Origin of the sequence: Echinicola pacifica DSM 19836, from assembly GCF_000373245.1 — a bacterium.
GTDB classification, from domain to species: domain Bacteria; phylum Bacteroidota; class Bacteroidia; order Cytophagales; family Cyclobacteriaceae; genus Echinicola; species Echinicola pacifica.
In genome coordinates this window covers 665,468-685,583 of record NZ_KB890739.1, presented here as the reverse complement: position 1 = coordinate 685,583, position 20,116 = coordinate 665,468, and the positions used below count along the sequence as shown (strand labels likewise).

Sequence of the window (20,116 nt, the reverse complement as noted above, 5' to 3'; positions counted from 1 at the left end):
TTTGTCCATGGACCCTCAGGCTTATTGGAGGAGGAACAAATATTACCTACTATTTATTTTTTGTTATTGACCATTAAGCTCTTAAGGAGCCTTAATATTAATTTGTACCCACAGTTTTGCAGGGAATAAATTTTACCTTACCTTTGTACTCAAGCGGCACGACCAGCTCCCGCCAAATCCCCCAGGTCCGGAAGGAAGCAAGGGTAGGTGGTTGTAGCGGTGCGATGCCGCTTATTTTTTACCCTTTAAAATAAATGTCAATAATACATTTATTATTTTTATATTACTTTCAAAATAAAGGTCTAACTTTACAAACCATATTCATAGAAAACCAAAAAACCGTTTTACAAAATGAAATTCTTTATTGACACAGCCAATCTGGATGAAATCAAAGAAGCCTATGACCTAGGTGTATTGGATGGAGTAACCACTAACCCTTCCTTGATGGCTAAAGAAGGCATCACGGGTGACGAAAATGTAAGAGCCCACTATAAGGCTATCTGTGGCATTGTTGATGATAAGGTAAGTGCTGAGGTAATCTCTACCGACTTTGACGGAATGATCCGCGAAGGAAAAGAACTTGCTAAAATCGACGATAAGATCGTAGTAAAAATCCCTATGATCAAGGACGGCGTAAAAGCGATCAAATACTTCTCAAACGAAGGCATCAGAACTAATTGTACCTTAGTATTCTCTGCAGGTCAGGCCATCCTGGCAGCCAAAGCAGGCGCTACTTACCTCTCTCCTTTTATTGGAAGATTGGACGATATCGCTTTAGATGGCTTAGACCTTATCGAGCAGATTGTACATATTTACCATAACTATGGCTACGATACTCAAGTATTGGCCGCATCGGTAAGACATACATTGCACCTTATCAAATGTGCCGAAATTGGCGCTGACGTTGTTACTTGTCCATTGAAAGTAATCACTGGGTTGCTAAACCACCCATTGACTGAATCCGGACTTGCTAAATTCTTAGAAGATCACGCCAAAGCATCTGGCAAATAAGAATACTATTCAAATTATTTTTCCACCAGCCTTGGTTTTCTTCGGAGAACCTCCACAGGCTGGTGGTTTTTTTTTGCTACTCATCTGTAGTTCATTTAACTATATTTTCATCATTTTTTTTATTTCATCATTAACATTTCCCTGCTCATGAAATAATAATATTTCCTTATATTTTAGAAATATTTCGGAACGACAAATTACTATTAGGACATTAGCACTAGATTTCGATTTATTCTTATTTCCAGCTACAAAAAAGTTCTTTATCTTTAACGCAGCAAAGGACAGAATAAAACCGTAAAAACTTTTATTTGAGCATTTTATATAATAAATTTCGCACTTCATCACCCACTCCTTAAGGAATATGTATATTATAAAAGTAAAAGGCAAAGCTAAAATTCCTGATTATATTCAGATCAGAGATGAGAATTTTGTGTTGATCGCCTATTTCCGTGCTGACCGTCCATTGAAGAATATTGAAAAATTTGGGCTAGAAGGGAAAGAGTTACAAATAGAAAAGTTGATTCGGGAACTTCCCTTTGGTAAATTGCAGCGTTTAGAACTGTAATCATAACTATGGTATTTTCCACAGAGCCCGTTGTCCGTTTAGAGAAAGCCTGTATCTTTCAGGGGATCACCGCTATTCTTCAGGATGTAAGTTTCACTATTGATAAGGATGAATTTGTATTTTTAATTGGCCGTACAGGCAGTGGAAAGAGTTCCTTACTCAAAACCTTATATGCAGACCTTCCCCTACAGATGGGCGAAGGGCATATCGCCGGGTACAATCTCACTTCCATCAAAACCAAAGAAGTCCCTTACCTGCGTAGAAAATTAGGAATAGTATTCCAGGATTTTCAGCTATTCACTGACAGAACAGTGGCCGAGAACCTCTATTTTGTCCTTAGAGCTACCGGCTGGAAAGACAAGTCTAAAATGAAATCCAGAATGGTGGAAGTGCTTATGCGAGTGGGGCTGGGCGGCTCTGCCACTAAGATGCCACACCAACTCTCTGGTGGAGAGCAACAGCGTGTGGTCATCGCCCGGGCACTGCTCAACGAACCTTCACTCCTACTCGCCGATGAACCTACAGGAAACCTGGATCCTGAAGTAGCCGATGGGATTTTTAAACTTTTTCAACAAATTAATAAGCAAGGTACAGCCATTATGATGGCCACACATAATTATGAATTATTGAACAAATACCCTTATCGAATCCTTAAATGCGATGCGGGTAAACTGATAGATTCCCAAACAGCACCTTCGGACCAGCCGATCTATTAAGTACAGGCCATTAGGCTGAATTACACTATTCCTCACAGAACCCATCTGCGGATCTCTTCTGATAGTCCCCACATGGATATGAGACAAGCACTATAAGTTCCAAATCCCTCAGAAAAACAAAGAATTAACCCATCCGAATGACACATAAATCGGATGGATACCTGCACTTTGAATCAGTAGCAAAACACCGTTTGGCGATCCCACCAACCAAAAGCCACCTCCAAGTCCTGAGATGCTTATGGCTCTCATTATTTTATATGGAACAAAAAGGAACATAATTGGCCTGGATCGGTTAATTTAGCTGGCAATTGGCTATTTTGAATTTATTAAGAAAATAGGATTTCAACCCTCATGACCTTGTTTGCTCATAGCAATAGCAATGCATGGAAGAGCCTATATAATAACCTGAAAGCAATCAATGAAAATCCGCATTTATCTATTTCTAATCTTTTCGCTGGCGCTCTGGCACAGCCCTCAGGGTTTTGCGCAAAGGATCTCAGGAACCTCCACCCTAAAGATTGACGATAATTTGGATGAGCGAATTTTTGGCATCTCTCAGCTCGAGTTTTATGAAGATAGTACAAACCTACTAGGCTTTGATAAGATTGCCGCACCAAAATTCCAGGATAATTTTAAAATCCATCCTGGAGCCAATAAGAACAAATTTGATATTAACCATACTTACTGGGTAAAAATATCTCTGGAAAAAACACCTGAAAGTGCTAAAAAATGGATGATGGAATTTTACGATCAGACCATTGACTACCTGGAGGTATATATCCCGGATGAAGAGGGAAGATATACTAAACTCTCCATGGGGGATGCCCTTCCCTTCAGGTCCAGGCAATTTCTCCACAAAAATTTTGAATTGATCTTAGGCAATACCAATGCGGGTATTGACAACTATTATATCAAGGTAAGATCATCCCAGAAGGCCGATATCAGAATAGCAATTCGATCAGTAAATAGATTTGTGAATTATGCCATGAACGAGTACTTTGCTTACGGCATCTTCTATGGTATGATCGCCATCATCGGCTTATACAACCTCCTCGTCTATACGGTAATCCGAGAAATCAAATACCTCTATTACACCTTCTATTTACTCAGTGTGGGGATTTACGCCATGTGTGTGGATGGCATTGCTTTCCAATACTTATGGCCCAGCCATCCAGATTGGAATCAAATTGCGAATGGGCTATTCAGTTATTTTATCGTGCTATGGGCGGTATTATTCTCCATAAAATTCCTTAACACCAAATATCGATCTCCAAAAATACACATCGCCTTACTGACCACCCTGATCCTGAAATCAATGATATTTGCGGCAGGTTTATTAGGGAATTATAAATTATTTGAAATCAAATATTACGATGTATTACCCTTCTTTCTGATTTTTACGGGAAGCATCTATATCTGGACCCGAGGCTATAAGGTAGCCCGATTCTTTGTGATTGCCTATGGCTTGCTTTTCCTCGGGGTGGTGATAAAAGTCCTTGCCAACACCTCGGTGATTCCACATTATACATTAGTCTATTATAGTTTGCACCTTGCCTTCCTGTTGGAAATGCTGCTGCTGACCTTTGCACTTGGGGACCGCATCCGCATTCTCAAGGATAATCGGGATCGGGCAATGAAAAGGGCGATTAGGCAAATGGAAACTAACTTCACGCTTAAAGAAAAGGTAACCCTTGAGCTTGAGTCCAAGGTGAAGGAACGAACCTCGCAGTTGGCGCATAAAAATGAACTTCTGGAAGAATACAATAAGCAGCTGACGGCAAAAGATGAAGAGATAAAACGGATCAATTCCCTGCTGGACAAGGATAACTGGAAGTTAAAGTCAAATATAAAAGCCTCTTTCCAGGCCCGATTGAGCAATAAGCTACTTTCTTACGAAGAATTTAGAGGAATATTCCCTGACAGCTCCTCTTGCATGAGGTATTTGGAAGAGCGCAAATGGGGCAAAGGTTTTCATTGCAGACAGTGTGAAAACACCAAAAGTGCGCCCGGGCCCAAGCTATTTACCAAACGATGTAGCAAATGTGGGCATATCGACTCAGTAACTGCCGGCACCATTTTTCATCGGGTAAAATTCCCTTTGGAGAAGGCTTTCTATATTGCTTACGAGCAGATCTCTGCTCATGAACCAAAGACAATAGAGGAATTAGCGGAGATGCTGGAGACAGGAAAGAATACCGTGTGGAATTTCAAAAAGAAAACACGTGCCAATATAGAAGCTCTAGGAAATGCGAACCCCAACTGGGAGCAAATTTTGATTCTAGCAGATGAAAAATTGGCAAACAGGCAATAATTCAGAGAGCATAAAAATCAAGGTTCAGACAGTTAATAGTGCCTGTAAGAAATACCCCCGAATTTTCAGAAAAATGCCTTTGAACCGGCAAAAAATGGAGGCTAAAAACAAGCTTAGTATTTAACAGGGATAAGGGTGCAAAAAAGCCCTCATATAAAGCTATAGACCCTTTTTGTATTGATATTTATCTAGGAAAAAACAAGATCAATTGGCTTCTAAAAACGAGAAATTAAAGACCAATTTTTAACAAAAATTAAGCTTGGCACTTTTCTTTCTTATACCTTTTCATCACGATTCAGCGCAAGCTGCAACCGATTGAAATTTTAATGTTTTTAGAACCCAAAATGTTATTCTTATGGTTATGTCTTTACGCATAAGTAAGGAATCACAGAAGCCTTGCAAACCCAAATTGGCCAAGCTTCTTTTGATTATGCTATTTTGCTGGACTGCCACGATGTCATCGGCATTAGCGCAATCCAACAGTGTTTCCGGAACGGTCGTAGATCCGAGTGGTCTAGCCATCCCAGGTGTCAACATCCTTGAGAAAGGCACTTCCAATGGTACAGTCACCGATCTAGACGGCAACTATTCCTTCGAAGTCGGCACAGATGATGCCATCCTAATCTTTTCATTTATCGGTTTCGAAACCCAAGAGGTTCCATTAAATGGTCGAAGTAAAATAGACCTTACTCTAGGTGAGGACATCAGTTCTCTCGATGAAGTGGTAGTGGTCGGCTATGGTACTCAGAAGGAAAAAGATTTGACTTCGGCCATCACGACCATCAAAACGGATGAAATCGTAAAAACCCCCACCCCTAACGCCATGCAATCCCTTCAGGGCCGTGTCGCTGGTGTTCAGATTGTCAGCAATGGCGCTCCGGGAGCTTCTCCTACTGTTCGAGTTCGTGGGGTAGGTTCCTTTGAAGGCAATGCTGCTCCATTATATGTGGTAGATGGGATGTTTTTTGATAATATCGATTTCCTGAACTCCAATGATATTGCAAGTATATCTGTACTTAAGGATGCTTCCGCTTCCGCAATTTACGGGGTGAGAGCTTCCAATGGTGTCGTATTGATAGAGACCAAGTCAGGGAAATACGAGCAATCTCCAGAGATCGTTTACGATGGCTATTATGGGGTACAAGTCCCTCAAAACGTCCTTAGAATGGCGAATGCACAGCAGTTTGTTCAATATGTTAATGAAACAGGCTCCACAGCAGATATGCAATTTGTCCAAAATGCAATTCAGCGATATGGAAGATCTCGTGTGGATCCAAGCTTACCAGATGTAAACACTGATTGGTACAGCGAGGTGATGAGCCCAGCAGCCATCCAAAACCATAGCCTTTCCTTTAATGGAGGTTCAGAAAAAACACGTTATTCCATTGGCGGCAGTTTCTTCTCTCAGGAAGGCCTATTAAATGAGGCAAGGAATGATTATAAGAGAGGAAATATCAGGGCTAAAATCGACACAGATATACGTGAATGGTTGACGGTAGGTGGAAATTTCAATTTCAGTGCTTCTCAACAGTATGTAGGAGAAAGTGCTGCTTGGTTCAACTCCTATTTTGCCGTCCCGATCATCCCGGTATATGATGCAGAAAATACCAACGCCTTCCCTGAGCGACTTTCCAATGCTCAAAATGTGGGCTATAGAAACAGCCAAAACCCTTTCTATCCATTGCTTTATAACGACAACCGAAATAATGTCGCTAAGGTGAATGGTAATATCCATGCTGAGTTAGACCTTATTCCTAATAAATTATCTTTCCGGACCGCCTATAATTATCGCTTAGATGTGATCACTAACCGAAATGTAAATTTCAGATACAGCAATGGGGTGACAGAACTTCCATCCTCAATAAGGAAGCAATCAGCAGCAGCATTTGATCAGATTGTAGATAATTATTTTACTTATAAAGATAACTGGGGCGATCACTTATTAACAGTGACGGCAGGCCAGTCTTATAGAAGTGAGTATAGCGAGGTATTATTTGCTACAGGCACGGGCATCAATCCTGATCCCACCTGGAATAATCAGCAATATTGGTATCTATCTAATGCAGAGAACTATGATGTCAATGGTATTGGGGACAGCAATGGATCCACCTTGAATAGTAAGCTGCATTACCTATCCTTCTTTGGGCGGGTTGCTTATAATTATGATGAGAGATACTTGCTCTACGGTACTTTTAGAAGAGATGGCAATAATAAATTCCAGCAGAAGTGGGGAAATTTTGCCACCATTGGTGCAGGTTGGGTGATCAGTGAAGAGGACTTCTTTGATGTACCTGCTATCGGTTTCTTGAAACTTAGAGCTTCATGGGGTCAACTAGGAAATGATGGTATCACACCATCCGTAGGAGTCCCTACCCTGGAAGAAACCAGCACAGCAATCAACGATGTCAGAGTAATTGGCCGTAGGCTAAATCCAACTTATGACCTAATTGACCAGTGGGAAACCACGGTTGAGAAGAACTTTGGGATTAATGCAAAATTCTTCAATAATCAGCTTTCCCTAGATGCAGATTACTTTATCCGAGACACCAAAAACTTGGCGGTGAGCATTATCCCCCCAGTTTTCAGAGCAACTGAAAGACGAAGTGTAGGTCAGATTAGAAATCAAGGGCTGGAAGTTTCCCTAAACTGGCAGAAAGATATCTCCAAAGACTTTAGCTACTATATAGGTGGTAATTTCTCCACGCTAAAAAACCAAGTACTTAGCTTAGGAGGGCCTGAAAGCCTAGACGGAGGCTCAGCAGAATTCAGACAACGCTCCATCCTTGGCCAACCCTTCCAATCCTTCTTTGGATATGAGGTAGAAGGGGTCTTCCAGAACGAGGCAGAAATCACTAACAGTGGTTATACCAATGAATTTATATCTGAAAATGGTCTGGTTCCTGGCGATTTCAAGTTTAAAGATCAAAATGGTGATGGACTAATCAATGATGCTGACCGAGTGGTAATGGGCTCATTCCTTCCTGAATTCACCTATGGTGCTAATCTGGGATTCAAATACAAGGCTTTTGAATTCTCCACCTTGATCCAAGGGCAAGTAGGTCATAAAATCCTGAACCGTAAGCGAGGTGAAATCATCTTCACCAATGACACTAATATTGATGCGGAGCTTGCTGATAACCTATGGAGAGGAGAAGGCACTTCGGACAAATACCCATCCGCGGCAGGTTTACGAAAAGGCTGGAACCAAAATTTCAGCACCTACTTTGTAGAGGACGGCTCTTACTTCCGGATCCAAAACGTGCAACTGGCTTATTCCCTGTTGAACAAGCAGTTGTTTGGTCAAAAAATGCCAGCGGCAAGGATCACCTTCACGGCTGAGCGACCATTGACCGTGTTTAGCTATAACGGGTTTAACCCGGAAGTAGCTAACGGAATTGACCGTCAAACCTACCCTATCCCAGCGGTATATACCGTAGGTCTAAACCTGAAATTTTAATCCCAAAACCTGAGATTAACCATGAAATTATCAAAAATAACACGATACACATTGGCCGCAAGTTTAGGATTAGGGGTATTATCCTCCTGCTCCGACCTGCTTGATACGCCATTAGAAAATGTTGTCATTGCAGATGAAACCGACTATACTCAATCGCAGAATATGGTCCTATTGCTCAATGGCTCCTACGCAGAATTCAACTCCCTCCAATGGGAGACCTTCCCACTAATCAGTGTCCGAGGAGATGATGTGGATGCCGGTGGAGATCAAGAGCCACTTACCAAAACAGATCTATACGAGTACGACAGAAACTTCTGGATGTACAATTCCACCTGGCTCAATTTATATTCCGATATTTTATATTGGCATGGTGCGATGGAGGAGATCCAGAAGTATCAGGATGCAGGCGCCAGCGCGGCCCTTTCCAGTCAATATATCGCTGAGGTTAAGGTATTGCGATCCTTTGAATTGCTTCAACTGGCAAGACTATGGGGAAGCATTCTGATCCCAAGAACCTCCCAGCCCAGTGATCTATACAATGTGGACCTGAGCACCTTCGCAGAAGTGATGGACCATATTTCCGCTCAGATGGATGAGGCCATCCCTAATCTCCCTAGTGTAAGACCAAACCAAAGGACAGACGTCCCTGGTGGAGTAACGCGATACACCGCCTTAGCGGTGAAGGCCATGGCCAACCTGGAAAACAAGAACTTCCAGCAGGTCGCGGATGCTACCGGTGAGATCATTTCTGATGGACAATTTATCCTAGAGCCTGATTATTACGAACTATTCAAAATCCCAGGAAAGCTAAACAGTGAAAACCTCTTAGAATTGCAATATTCAGATTATGGCAATCCTTCAGGAACTTCCAATAGATACTTATGGGATTTCTTTGGACCTTCTAACTGGACTCCAGCAGTAACTGGCGCTGGTGGCGGATGGGGATTCTGGGAGCCGAGCCTTAAGTATGTGAAGTTTATGCTTGAGCGAAATGAGATGGAAAGATTGACCACCACGGTATTATTTACTCCTTCCGGCATCAACGAAATCAAGACTGACCCAGCATTTGCCAGCCTTCCTGCATGGGTAAGTAATATCTCACCTGATGGAGATGTATTCAATGATCACCCGAGGTATAATTTCCTGAGTGGCAAGCAATATCTTCCAAGTAACCAGCTTACGGAGGGACGTTTCTCTTATGGAGAAAACAAAAATTTCACCGTCATCAGATACGCTGAGATCTTATTAATGCATGCAGAGGCATTGGTGAATGGGGCGACCAGCACAGCCATGTCTGCTGATGCCGCGGTCAATACAGTAAGAAACCGCGTGGGCCTAAGCCCTCTGAGCGGCGTAGGTTTGGAGCAGGTATTGGATGAGAAATATGCCGAGTTCGGTATGGAGTGGGGAATTCGCTTTTATGATTTAGTGCGTTATGATCAGACCGCTCCACTAAACTATGAGGGAAGAAACTATCAGGCATCCGATCGGTACCTGCCATACCCTTTAGCTCAGATGGACATTCTTCCTCAGTTATCTGCAGGTAGTGCTCAATAAGTATAGTTGGAATCCCATAACCCAAAGAACATGAATTTTACATCTAAAATAATAGCAGTTGCCTTTTTAGCATCCGCATCTGCTTGTACAGATAGTTATATTGATGAGCTCAATTATGTAGCTCCAGGTGAGGACGAAACTGCGCCGCAGATCGCCATCTCCTACCCTGTAGAGGGTACTTTGATCCGGGTAACGGAGGATGTCACCGCCATCACCGCAAAATTCGAGGTGCAGGATGATATCGAAATTGCCTCAATTACCCTCAGCATAGATGGCAAGGAAATCGGATCTTATAATGATTTCAAGGATTATAGAAGAGCGGCCCTTCAGGTTCCGGTGGACAATATCACCAATGGTCCCCATACCATGACCATCAGCGCTAATGATATTACGGACAAGACCACTGTTTCTACGGTGACCTTTGATAAAGTCCCTCCTTACAAATCTGAGTATGAAAATGAGATTTTCTATATTCCATTTGATGGGGAATATGTGGATTTGGTAACGATCAGCCCCGCAAATGAGGTAGGCAACCCCGGTTTTGCAGGACAAAGTGTGGCAGGAACCAATGCCTATGCAGGTGCGACTGGTGCTTACCTGACCTATCCTGGAGCTAGTTTGGCAAACCCAGAGTTCTCTGCTTCTTTTTGGTACAAGATCAATAATGTACCTGATAGAGCAGGTATTCTCGTAATGGGACCAATAGACGAAGCCAATCCTCAGAATATGAACAATAGAACCGCTGGTTTCAGATTGTTCAGAGAAGGAAGCGCCACCCGTCAAACCTTCAAGCTCAATGTGGGTACAGGAACCTCCGAAAACTGGTTTGATGGCGGAGATGCCGCTTCGATTGATCCTGCTACTAGTACAGAATGGATACACCTGGCCTTCACCATTAGCGCTGATCAGTGCACCCTCTATATCAATGGAAATATAGCCTCACAAGGATCCTATCCAGGCATCAGCTGGGAGGGTTGTGACTTGCTTTCCATCGGTTCGGGAGCCCCACGATTTGCAGGATGGGGCCACCTGTCTGACCTTAGCTTCTTAGATGAATTGAGAATATTCGATAAGGCGCTTAGCCAAGCAGAAGTACAAGAGATTATGAATGACGAACAGCCGTAATATATTTTAATTCCCCTGGGAAGCCCATGCTAAGTATTGGGCTTCCCTTTTCTCCTTATTTATATGAGATATTCCATTCTTATACTATGCATTGCATTTTTCTTTTTTTCCTGTGCCAAAGAGGAGGAAAACCTTCCCAACCTCAGCCTGGAGACCGCATCCATCGGTGAGCAATCGCTGGATCCCGACGGCAGCTCCATTGACAATGCACCTACCGATCGCCCTATCACCTTGACTTTTTCTCATGGGATAGCAGAAGAAGCCCTTCCTGCTGCCATCAGCCTTACCGATAATGAGGGTAACACCATAGACTTTTCTTATAACTTATTGACCAATAAAAAGACATTGACCCTATCTCCTAAGGGAGGATTAGAAACGGGTCGAACCTATACCCTAAAAATTTCACCTTCCATCCACTCCACCAACACCGCAGGTTTCGCTGGTGCTACACTTATATTTAGCACGAAGGCCGGGGAGATGTTGCTTACTGAAATCAATTTCGAGGAAGGAATAAAATTAGGCACCAATAAATACCATCAGGTCAATCCAAGTTTAAAAGCCACTTTGAGATTTGATGCACCGATTAGCGAAAATTCCAGATCCGATATAGGAAATCTGGTCAAAATCACCGGTGACCAAGCAGGCTCTCTGGAATTTCAGTGGTCCGAGGACTTTCATACCTTAAGCATCAGTGCTACCACTGCTTTGCAGGAATTAAAACAGTATACACTTTCGATCAGCGAGCAGCTTCTGGGCGAGCATAGTGAATATTTTGGGGGATATTCCCTCGCCTTTTACACAGGAACCAATGGAATAGCGAAATTCCCACTTATCTCTGATGAGGAGCTACTCACGAAAGTTCAGCGGCAGACATTCGAGTATTTTTGGTCTTTTGGGCACCCAGTGAGTGGCATGACGAGAGAGAGAAATACCTCAGGCAATACAGTGACCACGGGTGGTTCTGGTTTTGGAGCCATGGCGATGATCGTAGGGGTAGAGCGTGGCTTTATCAGCAGAACTGAGGCGATAAGCCGCTGGGTCAAGATGGTGGACTTCTTAGCCGCAGCCGACCGCTTCCATGGGGCCTGGCCACACTGGATCCATGGTGAAACTGGGAAAACTATCCCTTTCAGCACTAAGGACAATGGCGGGGATTTGGTAGAAACAGCCTTATTGATCCAAGGCCTGCTCACCGTAAGAGCTTATTTAAATACGAGCAGCGCTACTGAACTTGCGCTGAGCGATAAGATCACGCAACTTTGGGAAGAGGTAGAATGGTCCTGGTACACCAAAGGTGGCGGAAATATCCTGTATTGGCATTGGTCTCCTGAATATGCCTGGGAAATGAACCTCCCGGTTCGCGGATATAATGAAGCACTGATCACCTATGTGCTAGCTGCATCATCCGAAACCTATCCTATCGCCAAGGGGGTCTATGAAGAAGGTTGGGCGAAAAATGGCTCCATTAGAAATGGCGGCACCTTCTATGGGGAGATCCTGCCACTGGGATCAGACCGCGGTGGCCCCTTATTCTTTGCGCATTATTCTTTTCTTGGCCTTGACCCCAGAAACCTAAGTGATCAGTACGCAAATTATTGGGAGCAAAATCTCGCTCATACTAAAATCAATAGAGCCTATTGTATCGAAAACCCTAAGGGTTTTGCGGGATATGGGGAGGAAGCCTGGGGACTGACCGCCAGTGATAATCACCAAGGCTATAATGCCCATTCGCCCACTAATGATCTAGGGGTGATCAGTCCTACGGCAGCCCTGTCCTCCATGCCTTATACCCCTGTGGAATCCATGGAGGCACTTCGTTATTTTTATTACGATTTGGGAGAAAGAAGCTGGGGAGAATATGGATTTAAAGACGCTTTCAATATTTCTGAAAATTGGTATGCCGACTCCTATCTAGCGATAGATCAGGGCCCTATACTCCTGATGATCGAAAATCATCGAACAGGTCTTCTATGGGACACCTTTATGAAAGATCCAGAGATCCAAAATGGCTTAGAGGCCCTTGGATTTAGCTATTAACAGTAAACTCAAAAAAATATAAGCATGAAAAACCTTAATTTACCCCTAATTTTCAGCTTTATGCTGCTGGGATGTGCAAATGCATTTGCGCAGCAAACCGGCACGCAGGAGGCTCTTTTCCGACAAAAAGCAGATTCTATCCTAGCCCTCATGACTTTGGAGGAGAAAATTGGGCAGCTAAACCTTCCTGCCGCGGGAGATTTCACCACGGGACAGGCTTCCAGCTCCAATATTGCCGACAAGATAAAGGCAGGGCAAGTGGGAGGACTATTTAATATCAAGACTGTGGCAAAAATCCGCGATGTGCAGCGTGTGGCAGTGGAGGAGAGTCGTTTAGGAATCCCCTTACTTTTTGGGATGGATGTCATCCACGGATACGAAACGATCTTCCCCATCCCCCTTGGCCTTGCATCCAGCTGGGATATGGAATTGATCAAAAAAAGTGCGCAGATCGCTGCTAAAGAAGCCAGTGCAGACGGCATCAACTGGACTTTTTCGCCTATGACAGACATATCCAGAGATCCTAGATGGGGCCGGGTATCTGAAGGAAGTGGTGAAGATCCATTCCTGGGCTCAGAAATAGCCAAGGCTATGGTCAGAGGCTATCAAGGAGACGACTTATCTCTCAGCACTACCCTTATGGCTTGCGTAAAACACTTTGCTCTCTATGGGGCTGGCGAAGCAGGCAGAGATTATAATACGGTGGACATGAGCCGTCAGCGTATGTATAATGAATATTTCCCACCGTATAAGGCCGCCATTGAGGCTGGCGTGGGCACTGTAATGACGGCTTTCAATGAGGTGGAGGGAATTCCAGCCTCTGCCAATCGCTGGTTGATGACTGAGGTTTTGAGAGACCAGTGGGGCTTTGATGGATTTGTGGTGACAGACTATACCGCTATCAATGAGATGATCGATCATGGGATCGGCGATTTGCAGACCGTATCCGCACGCTCTCTACAGGCAGGTGTGGACATGGACATGGTGGGAGAGGGTTTTCTTACCACTCTAAAACCTTCTCTGGAAGAGGGGAAAATCACTGAAGAGGAAATCAACGAAGCATGCCGAAGAATATTAATAGCCAAATACAAGCTAGGCCTATTTGAGGATCCCTACCGATACTGCGATATAGAAAGAGCTGAAAATGAGATCTTCAATGCCGAAAACAGGCAAGTTTCCAGAGAAATAGCCGCCCAGTCCTTTGTATTATTAAAAAACGAAAAGCAAACCCTTCCCTTAGCGAAGCAGGGAACGATAGCCTTGGTGGGCCCTATGGCGGACAATGCCGAGAATATGACCGGTACCTGGTCTGTTGCGGGGAGATTTGAAGAATCCATTTCCCTGATGCAAGGAATAAAAAATGCAGTAGGTGAAGAAGTCACCATTCTGCATGCTCGAGGAGCCAATATAGTGAGGGATTCACTTTTAGAATCCCGGGTAAGTGTCTTTGGCAAGCCTACTTATAGAGATAGTAGATCAGAAGAAGAGCTGATTGCTGAAGCGCTGGAGGTGGCCAAAAAATCAGACATTATCGTGGCGGCTATGGGGGAATCTGCTGAAATGAGCGGAGAATCTTCCAGCAGAAGCTCCATTGAGCTTCCAGAAAACCAACGCAAAATGCTCCAGGAGCTGGCCAAAACAGGTAAGCCTATAGTCCTGGTATTATTTACAGGAAGACCACTAGCAATACGATGGGAAACGGAAAATTTACCCGCCATTCTCAATGTATGGTTTGGTGGCAGCGAAGCTGGCGACGCCATTGCAGATGTTCTATTCGGTAAGGTAAATCCTTCAGGAAAACTGACCGCTACCTTCCCTCAAAACACAGGGCAAATCCCAATCTACTATAATCATAAAAACACTGGCAGACCCCTCCCCGAAGGAGAATGGTTTCAGAAATTCCGCTCTAATTACCTCGATATACCGAACAGCCCCCTTTTTCCATTTGGATATGGACTTAGTTATACCAGTTTTAAATATGGCGATGTAAAGCTTAGCCATAGCCAGCTGGCTGGTGACCAAACCCTCACGGCCAAGGTAAGCATTACGAATACTGGGAAATATGATGGAGCCGAGGTGGTCCAATTGTATGTTAGAGATGTGGTGGGCAGCGTAACCCGCCCTGTAAAAGAGCTTAAGGGCTTCCAAAAAGTATTTATCAAAGCTGGAGAAACTCAGGAGATACACTTTGAGCTTCGTCAGGAAGACCTCAAATTTTATAATCATAGCTTAGATTTTGTTTTTGAACCGGGAGATTTTGAAGTGATGATAGGAACAAATTCCATGGAAGTCTCAAAAGAAATTATTGTATGGAACGATTAATAAAAAGAAGCTCGAAATCAACCGCAATATGGCTCATGGTAGTATTAATGAGCAGTTGGTCGGTTACTTTATTTGCCCAAAACAAGAAGCTCTTTGATCATAAGGTATATATAAATGAGGCTGGGGACTCCCTTAGGTATAGGTTATTATTGCCAAAAGGCTACAAGAGCTCAAAGGAATATCCCCTGGTATTATTCCTTCATGGTGCTGGCGAGCGTGGCAGTGACAATGAGAAGCAGCTGAGCCATGGCTCCAGCTTATTTCTTGACAAGCATAATCGCAAAGAATTCCCGGCCATCGTGGTATTTCCCCAGTGTCCTGAGGACACCTACTGGATAGACATCAGTATTCGTGCAGAGCTCCGTGGCCAGGGCGATCCTGATTTCAGCCAATCGCTGGACCAGCCTTCTGAGCAGCTTGATATGGTCAACGAATTGGTCGATCAGCTGCAGCAGGATTTCAGTGTTGATGCTAATCGGCTCTATGTCATGGGCCTATCGATGGGGGGCTTTGGCACCTTGGAGACGCTAGGCAGATGGCCGGATAAATACGCTGCAGCGGTGGCAATTTGTGGCGGAGGAAATATTTCCTTAGCCAAAGAATATGCTCCAAACACCTCGGTATGGCTGACACACGGTGGCAAGGACGATGTGGTTCCTCCGATATTATCCAGGAGAGTTTATGAAGCATTACTTGAGGAGAATGCCGATGTACGCTATGACCTCTATCCGGAAGCCAACCATAATGCATGGGATCCCACCTTTGCAGAACCAGAACTTCTGCCTTGGTTATTTTCAAAACATAAATAAACCCTAGAATTTATGAAAAAACACGCACTATTAATCGGTCTGTCAGTCCTGATGACCGTCCTGGTTTTTGCCTGCTCTTCCAAAGAGGAAATTGGCGAAAGCCTCATCACCGCCAAGGGCTATGACCGACATGTGGAATTGCACTGGCCCAGTATCCAGGGAGTAGATTCCTATGAAATATGGGCGAGTATGGATGGTAAAGATTTCACCAAAAGAGCCAGCCTTTCCGACACCATGTACATGGATTTCGTCAATGATCTTGGCCAAAATCTCCAGCTACAGTATAAAGTAAAAGCGGTGGGCGCCAGTCCGGAAGCCGAGGATTTGGGCATCGTGCAGGTATCCACCAGAGATTTTACTGAGGAAGAACTTATTGACATGGTGCAATATTACACTTTCAGGTACTTTTGGGAAGGTGCAGAGCCCGTTTCGGGGCTTGCCCCTGAGCGGATTCATATCGATGGCAATTATCCTCAGGATGATAAGTCGGTGGTCACCACCGGCGGTACAGGCTTCGGAATCTTTGGTATTATCGCCGCGATAGACCGAGGATGGATTACCCGTGAGCAAGGACGTTTGCGCTTCGAAAAGATGACTACCTTCCTGGAAAATGCCGATCGCTACCATGGAGTATGGCCTCACTGGCTGTATGGAGAAACTGGCAAAGGAAAATCCTTCAGTAATAAAGACAACGGCGGAGATCTTGTGGAATCTGCCTTCCTGATGCAAGGCTTACTTGCAGTAAGAGAATACTATAAATCCGGAAGCGATGCCGATCAGAAATTGGCGAATCGCATTGATCAATTGTGGAAAGACATGGAGTGGGACTGGTACACGCAAGGTGGCCATGATGTGCTGTATTGGCATTGGTCGCCAACCCATGAATGGGAAATGAATTTCCCGCTGGAAGGCTATAATGAATGCCTGATCACCTATATCCTTGCGGCCTCCTCGCCTACCCACACCATCCCCGCCTCCGCTTATCATAAGGGCTGGGCCCGCAGTGGCGGGATCAATACCGATGTGGAAGCTTATGGATATAAGCTAAAACTAAAGCATAACGGTTCCGAAAAAATGGGAGGCCCGCTATTCTGGGCGCATTATTCCTATTTGGGATTAAACCCTAAAGGGCTCACCGACCAATATGCAGATTATTGGGAAGAAAATAAAAATCATACCTTGATCAACCGCGCATGGTGTGTAGAAAATCCTGAAGACTATAAAGGTTATGGCGAGGACCTATGGGGCCTTACCGCCAGCTATACCGTGACTGGGTATAATGCCCACCGTCCAGGAGAAGACCTCGGGGTCATCTCTCCTACTGCGGCGCTTTCCTCCATGCCTTATACCCCTAAGGAATCCATAAAGGTGCTGAAGAACCTGTATTATAATTATGGTGAGAAAGTTTTTGGGAGATATGGTTTCTATGATGCCTTGAGCCCTGAGGCAGACTTTTATCCTGAGCGATACCTCGCCATCGACCAAGGTCCCATCGTGGCAATGATCGAAAATCATCGTACAGGATTAGGCTGGAACCTATTTATGGGAGCTCCGGAGATCCAAGAAGGCTTGAAAAAATTAGGTTTCACCAGCAAACCTTAAGATAGTAAACACCTATTAAACCCTAGTACCCCGATCTGCGAGAGCATTTCGGGGATATTTTTTTTTAAGTGATCCTTTGTTTTTTTTTAGGGGCAAAGAAAAGAATAGTGATAAAGAAACCACCCGTCATCAAGGGGCTATGGGGTAATAACATTTAACGTTTCACTGCTAGCACACGCAATCTCACATAATCAGCGAACCATTGATTATCATCAAAATTGGTATGTTTTATTTGAGCCTCCACTTCTGTAAGGATCTCATCCACCTCCTCTTCAGCAAGCGTGTCCAGGAAATTCTTACAGAACATATACAACCAGTTTTTTATTCCTTCCTCACCTTTCAGGGGAGTCTTTCGGTCAAAGTGCGTTGCAAAGCTCACCCGAAATCCTTTTTTCTCCAAAATGCCTGCATATTCGGAAAGAGAGGGGAAATACCACACCTCTTTATGGGCAAGTTCCTTATAGCCATGATTATTGAGAGAGGCTCTGAGCGCGGATACAATATTGGAGACATTACCCTTACCTCCCAGCTCAGCCACGAATCTCCCGCCAGGCTTCAAACTGCGATGGATGCAGTCCACCGCAATATCCTTATCCAGCACCCAATGGAGCGCTGCATTGGAAAATACCGCGTCAAATTGATTGGGCATATCAAAGCTATCGGCGGAGGCCACCTGAAAAGATAGATCCGGATACTTTTCTGTGGCGCTTTGGATCATTTCCGGACTGCTATCTATTCCGAGTAATTGCGCTCCCGATTGACTAATTGCCTTCGCCAGATCTCCTGTACCACATCCCAAATCCAATATCTTCTCCCCAGCTTTTGGAGCCATAAGATTGATAAGGTCTTCACCAAATTTGGAAACAAAATCATGTTTATGATCATATAATTGGGTATTCCATTTCATAGTTAAAGTGGCGGTTTATGGTGAAAATAATACTGATTAGAATGCTATTTATTCGCCGAATATAATTTCTAATAACGCTAATATCAAGCAGGGTCAACTGATCTAAAGCCCACAATTATACTTATAAAAATGGTAATATTCACTAGCTATACACTAAATTGTTTATCCAAAAAAAAATCTGTTATTCTCAAAATAAAAGTATAAACCATCTTAAAAATGAAACTAAATAATATAAAACACAACAAAAAGCTTCTGTCCGACTATCCCTACATTTAAAGCTAAACCCTTAAAGTAAATTGCCCTAGTAAAGTCCATGAAGTCAGCAGCGCTCTATTTAATACATCCTTCGCCAACGCTTACGGCCCATCCTTCCACCACTACACTTAGCTCAAAAATGGTGAAAAAACTCTGAGTAGATCATTTATTTTTTTCCTTTCTAATCCGCTTAGCCACGATGACGTTTTCCTCGACCTCGCTGGTAGAAATGGTACGCGCAGCGGGAGAATCACAAATGGAACAAGATCCTCTTAGGATAATATCATTATGATTATCCAAAAACACTCTATAATCCACCAATTCCCGTCCTATCTCTCCGCAGGAACAATAGAAATTTTGAAGAATATGGCTGAAGTATTCCCATTCCTCTCCCAGCATGAGTCTTAGCTCCCATTGATTAAGAGGAAGATCCCCTGGATGCTTCGGTGCATGTCTATTTGGCATATAAGTGAGAATTATAAAGGGTGGTTTCCACTTGCGAACTTCATTAATTTAGAGCAATTCCTCTAAAATTAACAAAAACTGCTTCAATTACCATAAAACTACTATAATTACGGTAGATCGCGATTAGGTATAGGCCAAAATCAAGCAATTTTGGTGGCGAGCAGAATACCTGTTGACCAATTCATTTTGGTAAGGTGAAAATTTTCTCTTTGCTCCAGATCTGCGACCAGGGCATCCACATTATCCTGATGTCCCTCGGGCCAGTTGGGCTGAGCGCTCATATCATCGATGACATACATCCCTCCGATCTTCAGCAAAGCTAGGGCCTCATCCAGACAGCTGTATTTCCCCGGCCAGGCATCTGCAAAAATAAGGTCAAATGGGCCTCCCTCATAATTACGGATCCATTCTGCTCCGTCCTGACAGATCAGCTGTACCCGCGGATTCATCCCAAAATAGGCGCCTGCAATATCGATTAGTTGAGGATCATTATCCACCGAGATGATAGAGGAGTCCCCCATCATGCCATCCACCATCCATGATAAGGACAGTCCTATGCCTGTACCAAGCTCAAGAAATTTCCCATTTGGTTTGGAGGAAATCAACGTTTTCAACAAACTCCCAATGTACAAATCTGAGGGCATGGTAAACCCTATTTCTGACGATCGCTGCTGCAAGGCGGCGTAAATCTCTGGGATATCAGTGATTAAGGAATCATTCATGATTTATTATTTATAAAAGTTAATACGGTGAACCTTTCCGTTTATTACTATTGCATCCTGAAATAGCAAAAAACACCTGCCAAAATAAGCAATCTCTCGCAGGAAATGACGGCAAATACAGGAAATCCTTTTTAAATAAGTAAAAGCAGAATAATGGCCGAGCTATCACTGTTAGGTACAGGATCGCCTGGATATCCGCCTTATCGCTTTTCTCATGAATCAAAATTAACCCAAAAATCCAGGCAACCCGTCCCC

Annotated in this window: 14 protein-coding genes and 1 other RNA gene; 12 read left to right on the top strand and 3 right to left on the bottom strand. The window is 43.8% G+C overall.

All coding sequences use genetic code 11. From position 1 onward, the window contains the following. Nucleotides 1–148 precede the first annotated feature (148 nt). From ffs to B050_RS0107380, 12 genes are all read left to right on the top strand, one after another. Nucleotides 149–239, top strand: an RNA gene (ffs, locus tag B050_RS23060) — signal recognition particle sRNA small type. 112 nt (nt 240–351) lie between these two features. After that, a complete protein-coding gene (gene fsa / locus B050_RS0107435) occupies nt 352–1,011 on the top strand; it encodes a fructose-6-phosphate aldolase (protein WP_018473276.1) in 660 nt (219 codons plus the stop codon). Nucleotides 1,012–1,372: 361 nt separating this feature from the next. After that, a complete protein-coding gene (locus tag B050_RS0107425) occupies nt 1,373–1,576 on the top strand; it encodes a hypothetical protein (protein ID WP_018473274.1) in 204 nt (67 codons plus the stop codon). Between the two features lie 8 nt (nt 1,577–1,584). Further along, nucleotides 1,585–2,292, top strand: a complete 708-nt coding sequence (locus B050_RS0107420; RefSeq protein WP_018473273.1) for a cell division ATP-binding protein FtsE — start codon at nt 1,585–1,587, stop codon at nt 2,290–2,292. A 418-nt stretch (nt 2,293–2,710) separates the two neighbouring features. Further along, the gene (locus tag B050_RS0107415) at nt 2,711–4,603 is read left to right on the top strand and encodes a 7TM diverse intracellular signaling domain-containing protein (RefSeq protein ID WP_018473272.1); all 1,893 of its coding nucleotides are present in this window, start codon (nt 2,711–2,713) and stop codon (nt 4,601–4,603) included. A gap of 361 nt (nt 4,604–4,964) precedes the next feature. Next, nucleotides 4,965–8,060, top strand: coding sequence for a SusC/RagA family TonB-linked outer membrane protein (locus B050_RS0107410; RefSeq protein ID WP_240473665.1), 3,096 nt, complete (start codon nt 4,965–4,967; stop codon nt 8,058–8,060). A 21-nt stretch (nt 8,061–8,081) separates the two neighbouring features. Beyond that, entirely contained in the window at nt 8,082–9,617 is a 1,536-nt protein-coding gene (locus B050_RS0107405) for a RagB/SusD family nutrient uptake outer membrane protein (protein ID WP_044201944.1), read from the top strand. A 30-nt stretch (nt 9,618–9,647) separates the two neighbouring features. Beyond that, nucleotides 9,648–10,742 carry a LamG domain-containing protein gene (locus B050_RS0107400; RefSeq protein WP_018473269.1) on the top strand — a complete coding sequence of 365 codons (1,095 nt, stop codon included), beginning with the start codon at nt 9,648–9,650 and terminating at the stop codon, nt 10,740–10,742. 63 nt (nt 10,743–10,805) lie between these two features. Further along, nucleotides 10,806–12,779: a glucoamylase family protein gene (locus B050_RS0107395; RefSeq protein ID WP_026235718.1), complete on the top strand. Its 1,974-nt coding sequence runs from the start codon at nt 10,806–10,808 to the stop codon at nt 12,777–12,779. A gap of 24 nt (nt 12,780–12,803) precedes the next feature. Beyond that, nucleotides 12,804–15,101 carry a beta-glucosidase BglX gene (gene bglX, locus B050_RS0107390; protein ID WP_018473267.1) on the top strand — a complete coding sequence of 766 codons (2,298 nt, stop codon included), beginning with the start codon at nt 12,804–12,806 and terminating at the stop codon, nt 15,099–15,101. Beyond that, complete coding sequence (locus B050_RS0107385) at nt 15,089–15,910, top strand: carboxylesterase family protein (protein ID WP_157492600.1); 822 nt, start codon at nt 15,089–15,091, stop codon at nt 15,908–15,910. The genes bglX and B050_RS0107385 overlap by 13 nt, the downstream gene beginning before the upstream one ends. A gap of 12 nt (nt 15,911–15,922) precedes the next feature. Then, entirely contained in the window at nt 15,923–17,512 is a 1,590-nt protein-coding gene (locus B050_RS0107380; RefSeq protein ID WP_044201939.1) for a glucoamylase family protein, read from the top strand. Nucleotides 17,513–17,666: 154 nt separating this feature from the next. Here the strand turns inward: B050_RS0107380 and B050_RS0107375 are convergent, their stop codons facing one another. The 3 genes from B050_RS0107375 to B050_RS0107365 all read right to left on the bottom strand — a co-directional run bounded on the left by B050_RS0107375 (nt 17,667) and on the right by B050_RS0107365 (nt 19,861). Continuing rightward, nucleotides 17,667–18,419, bottom strand: a complete 753-nt coding sequence (locus B050_RS0107375; protein ID WP_018473264.1) for a class I SAM-dependent methyltransferase — start codon at nt 18,417–18,419, stop codon at nt 17,667–17,669. Nucleotides 18,420–18,836: 417 nt separating this feature from the next. Continuing rightward, the gene (locus B050_RS0107370) at nt 18,837–19,139 is read right to left on the bottom strand and encodes a hypothetical protein (protein WP_018473263.1); all 303 of its coding nucleotides are present in this window, start codon (nt 19,137–19,139) and stop codon (nt 18,837–18,839) included. A gap of 140 nt (nt 19,140–19,279) precedes the next feature. Next, nucleotides 19,280–19,861, bottom strand: coding sequence for an O-methyltransferase (locus tag B050_RS0107365; protein ID WP_018473262.1), 582 nt, complete (start codon nt 19,859–19,861; stop codon nt 19,280–19,282). Nucleotides 19,862–20,116: the final 255 nt, after the last annotated feature.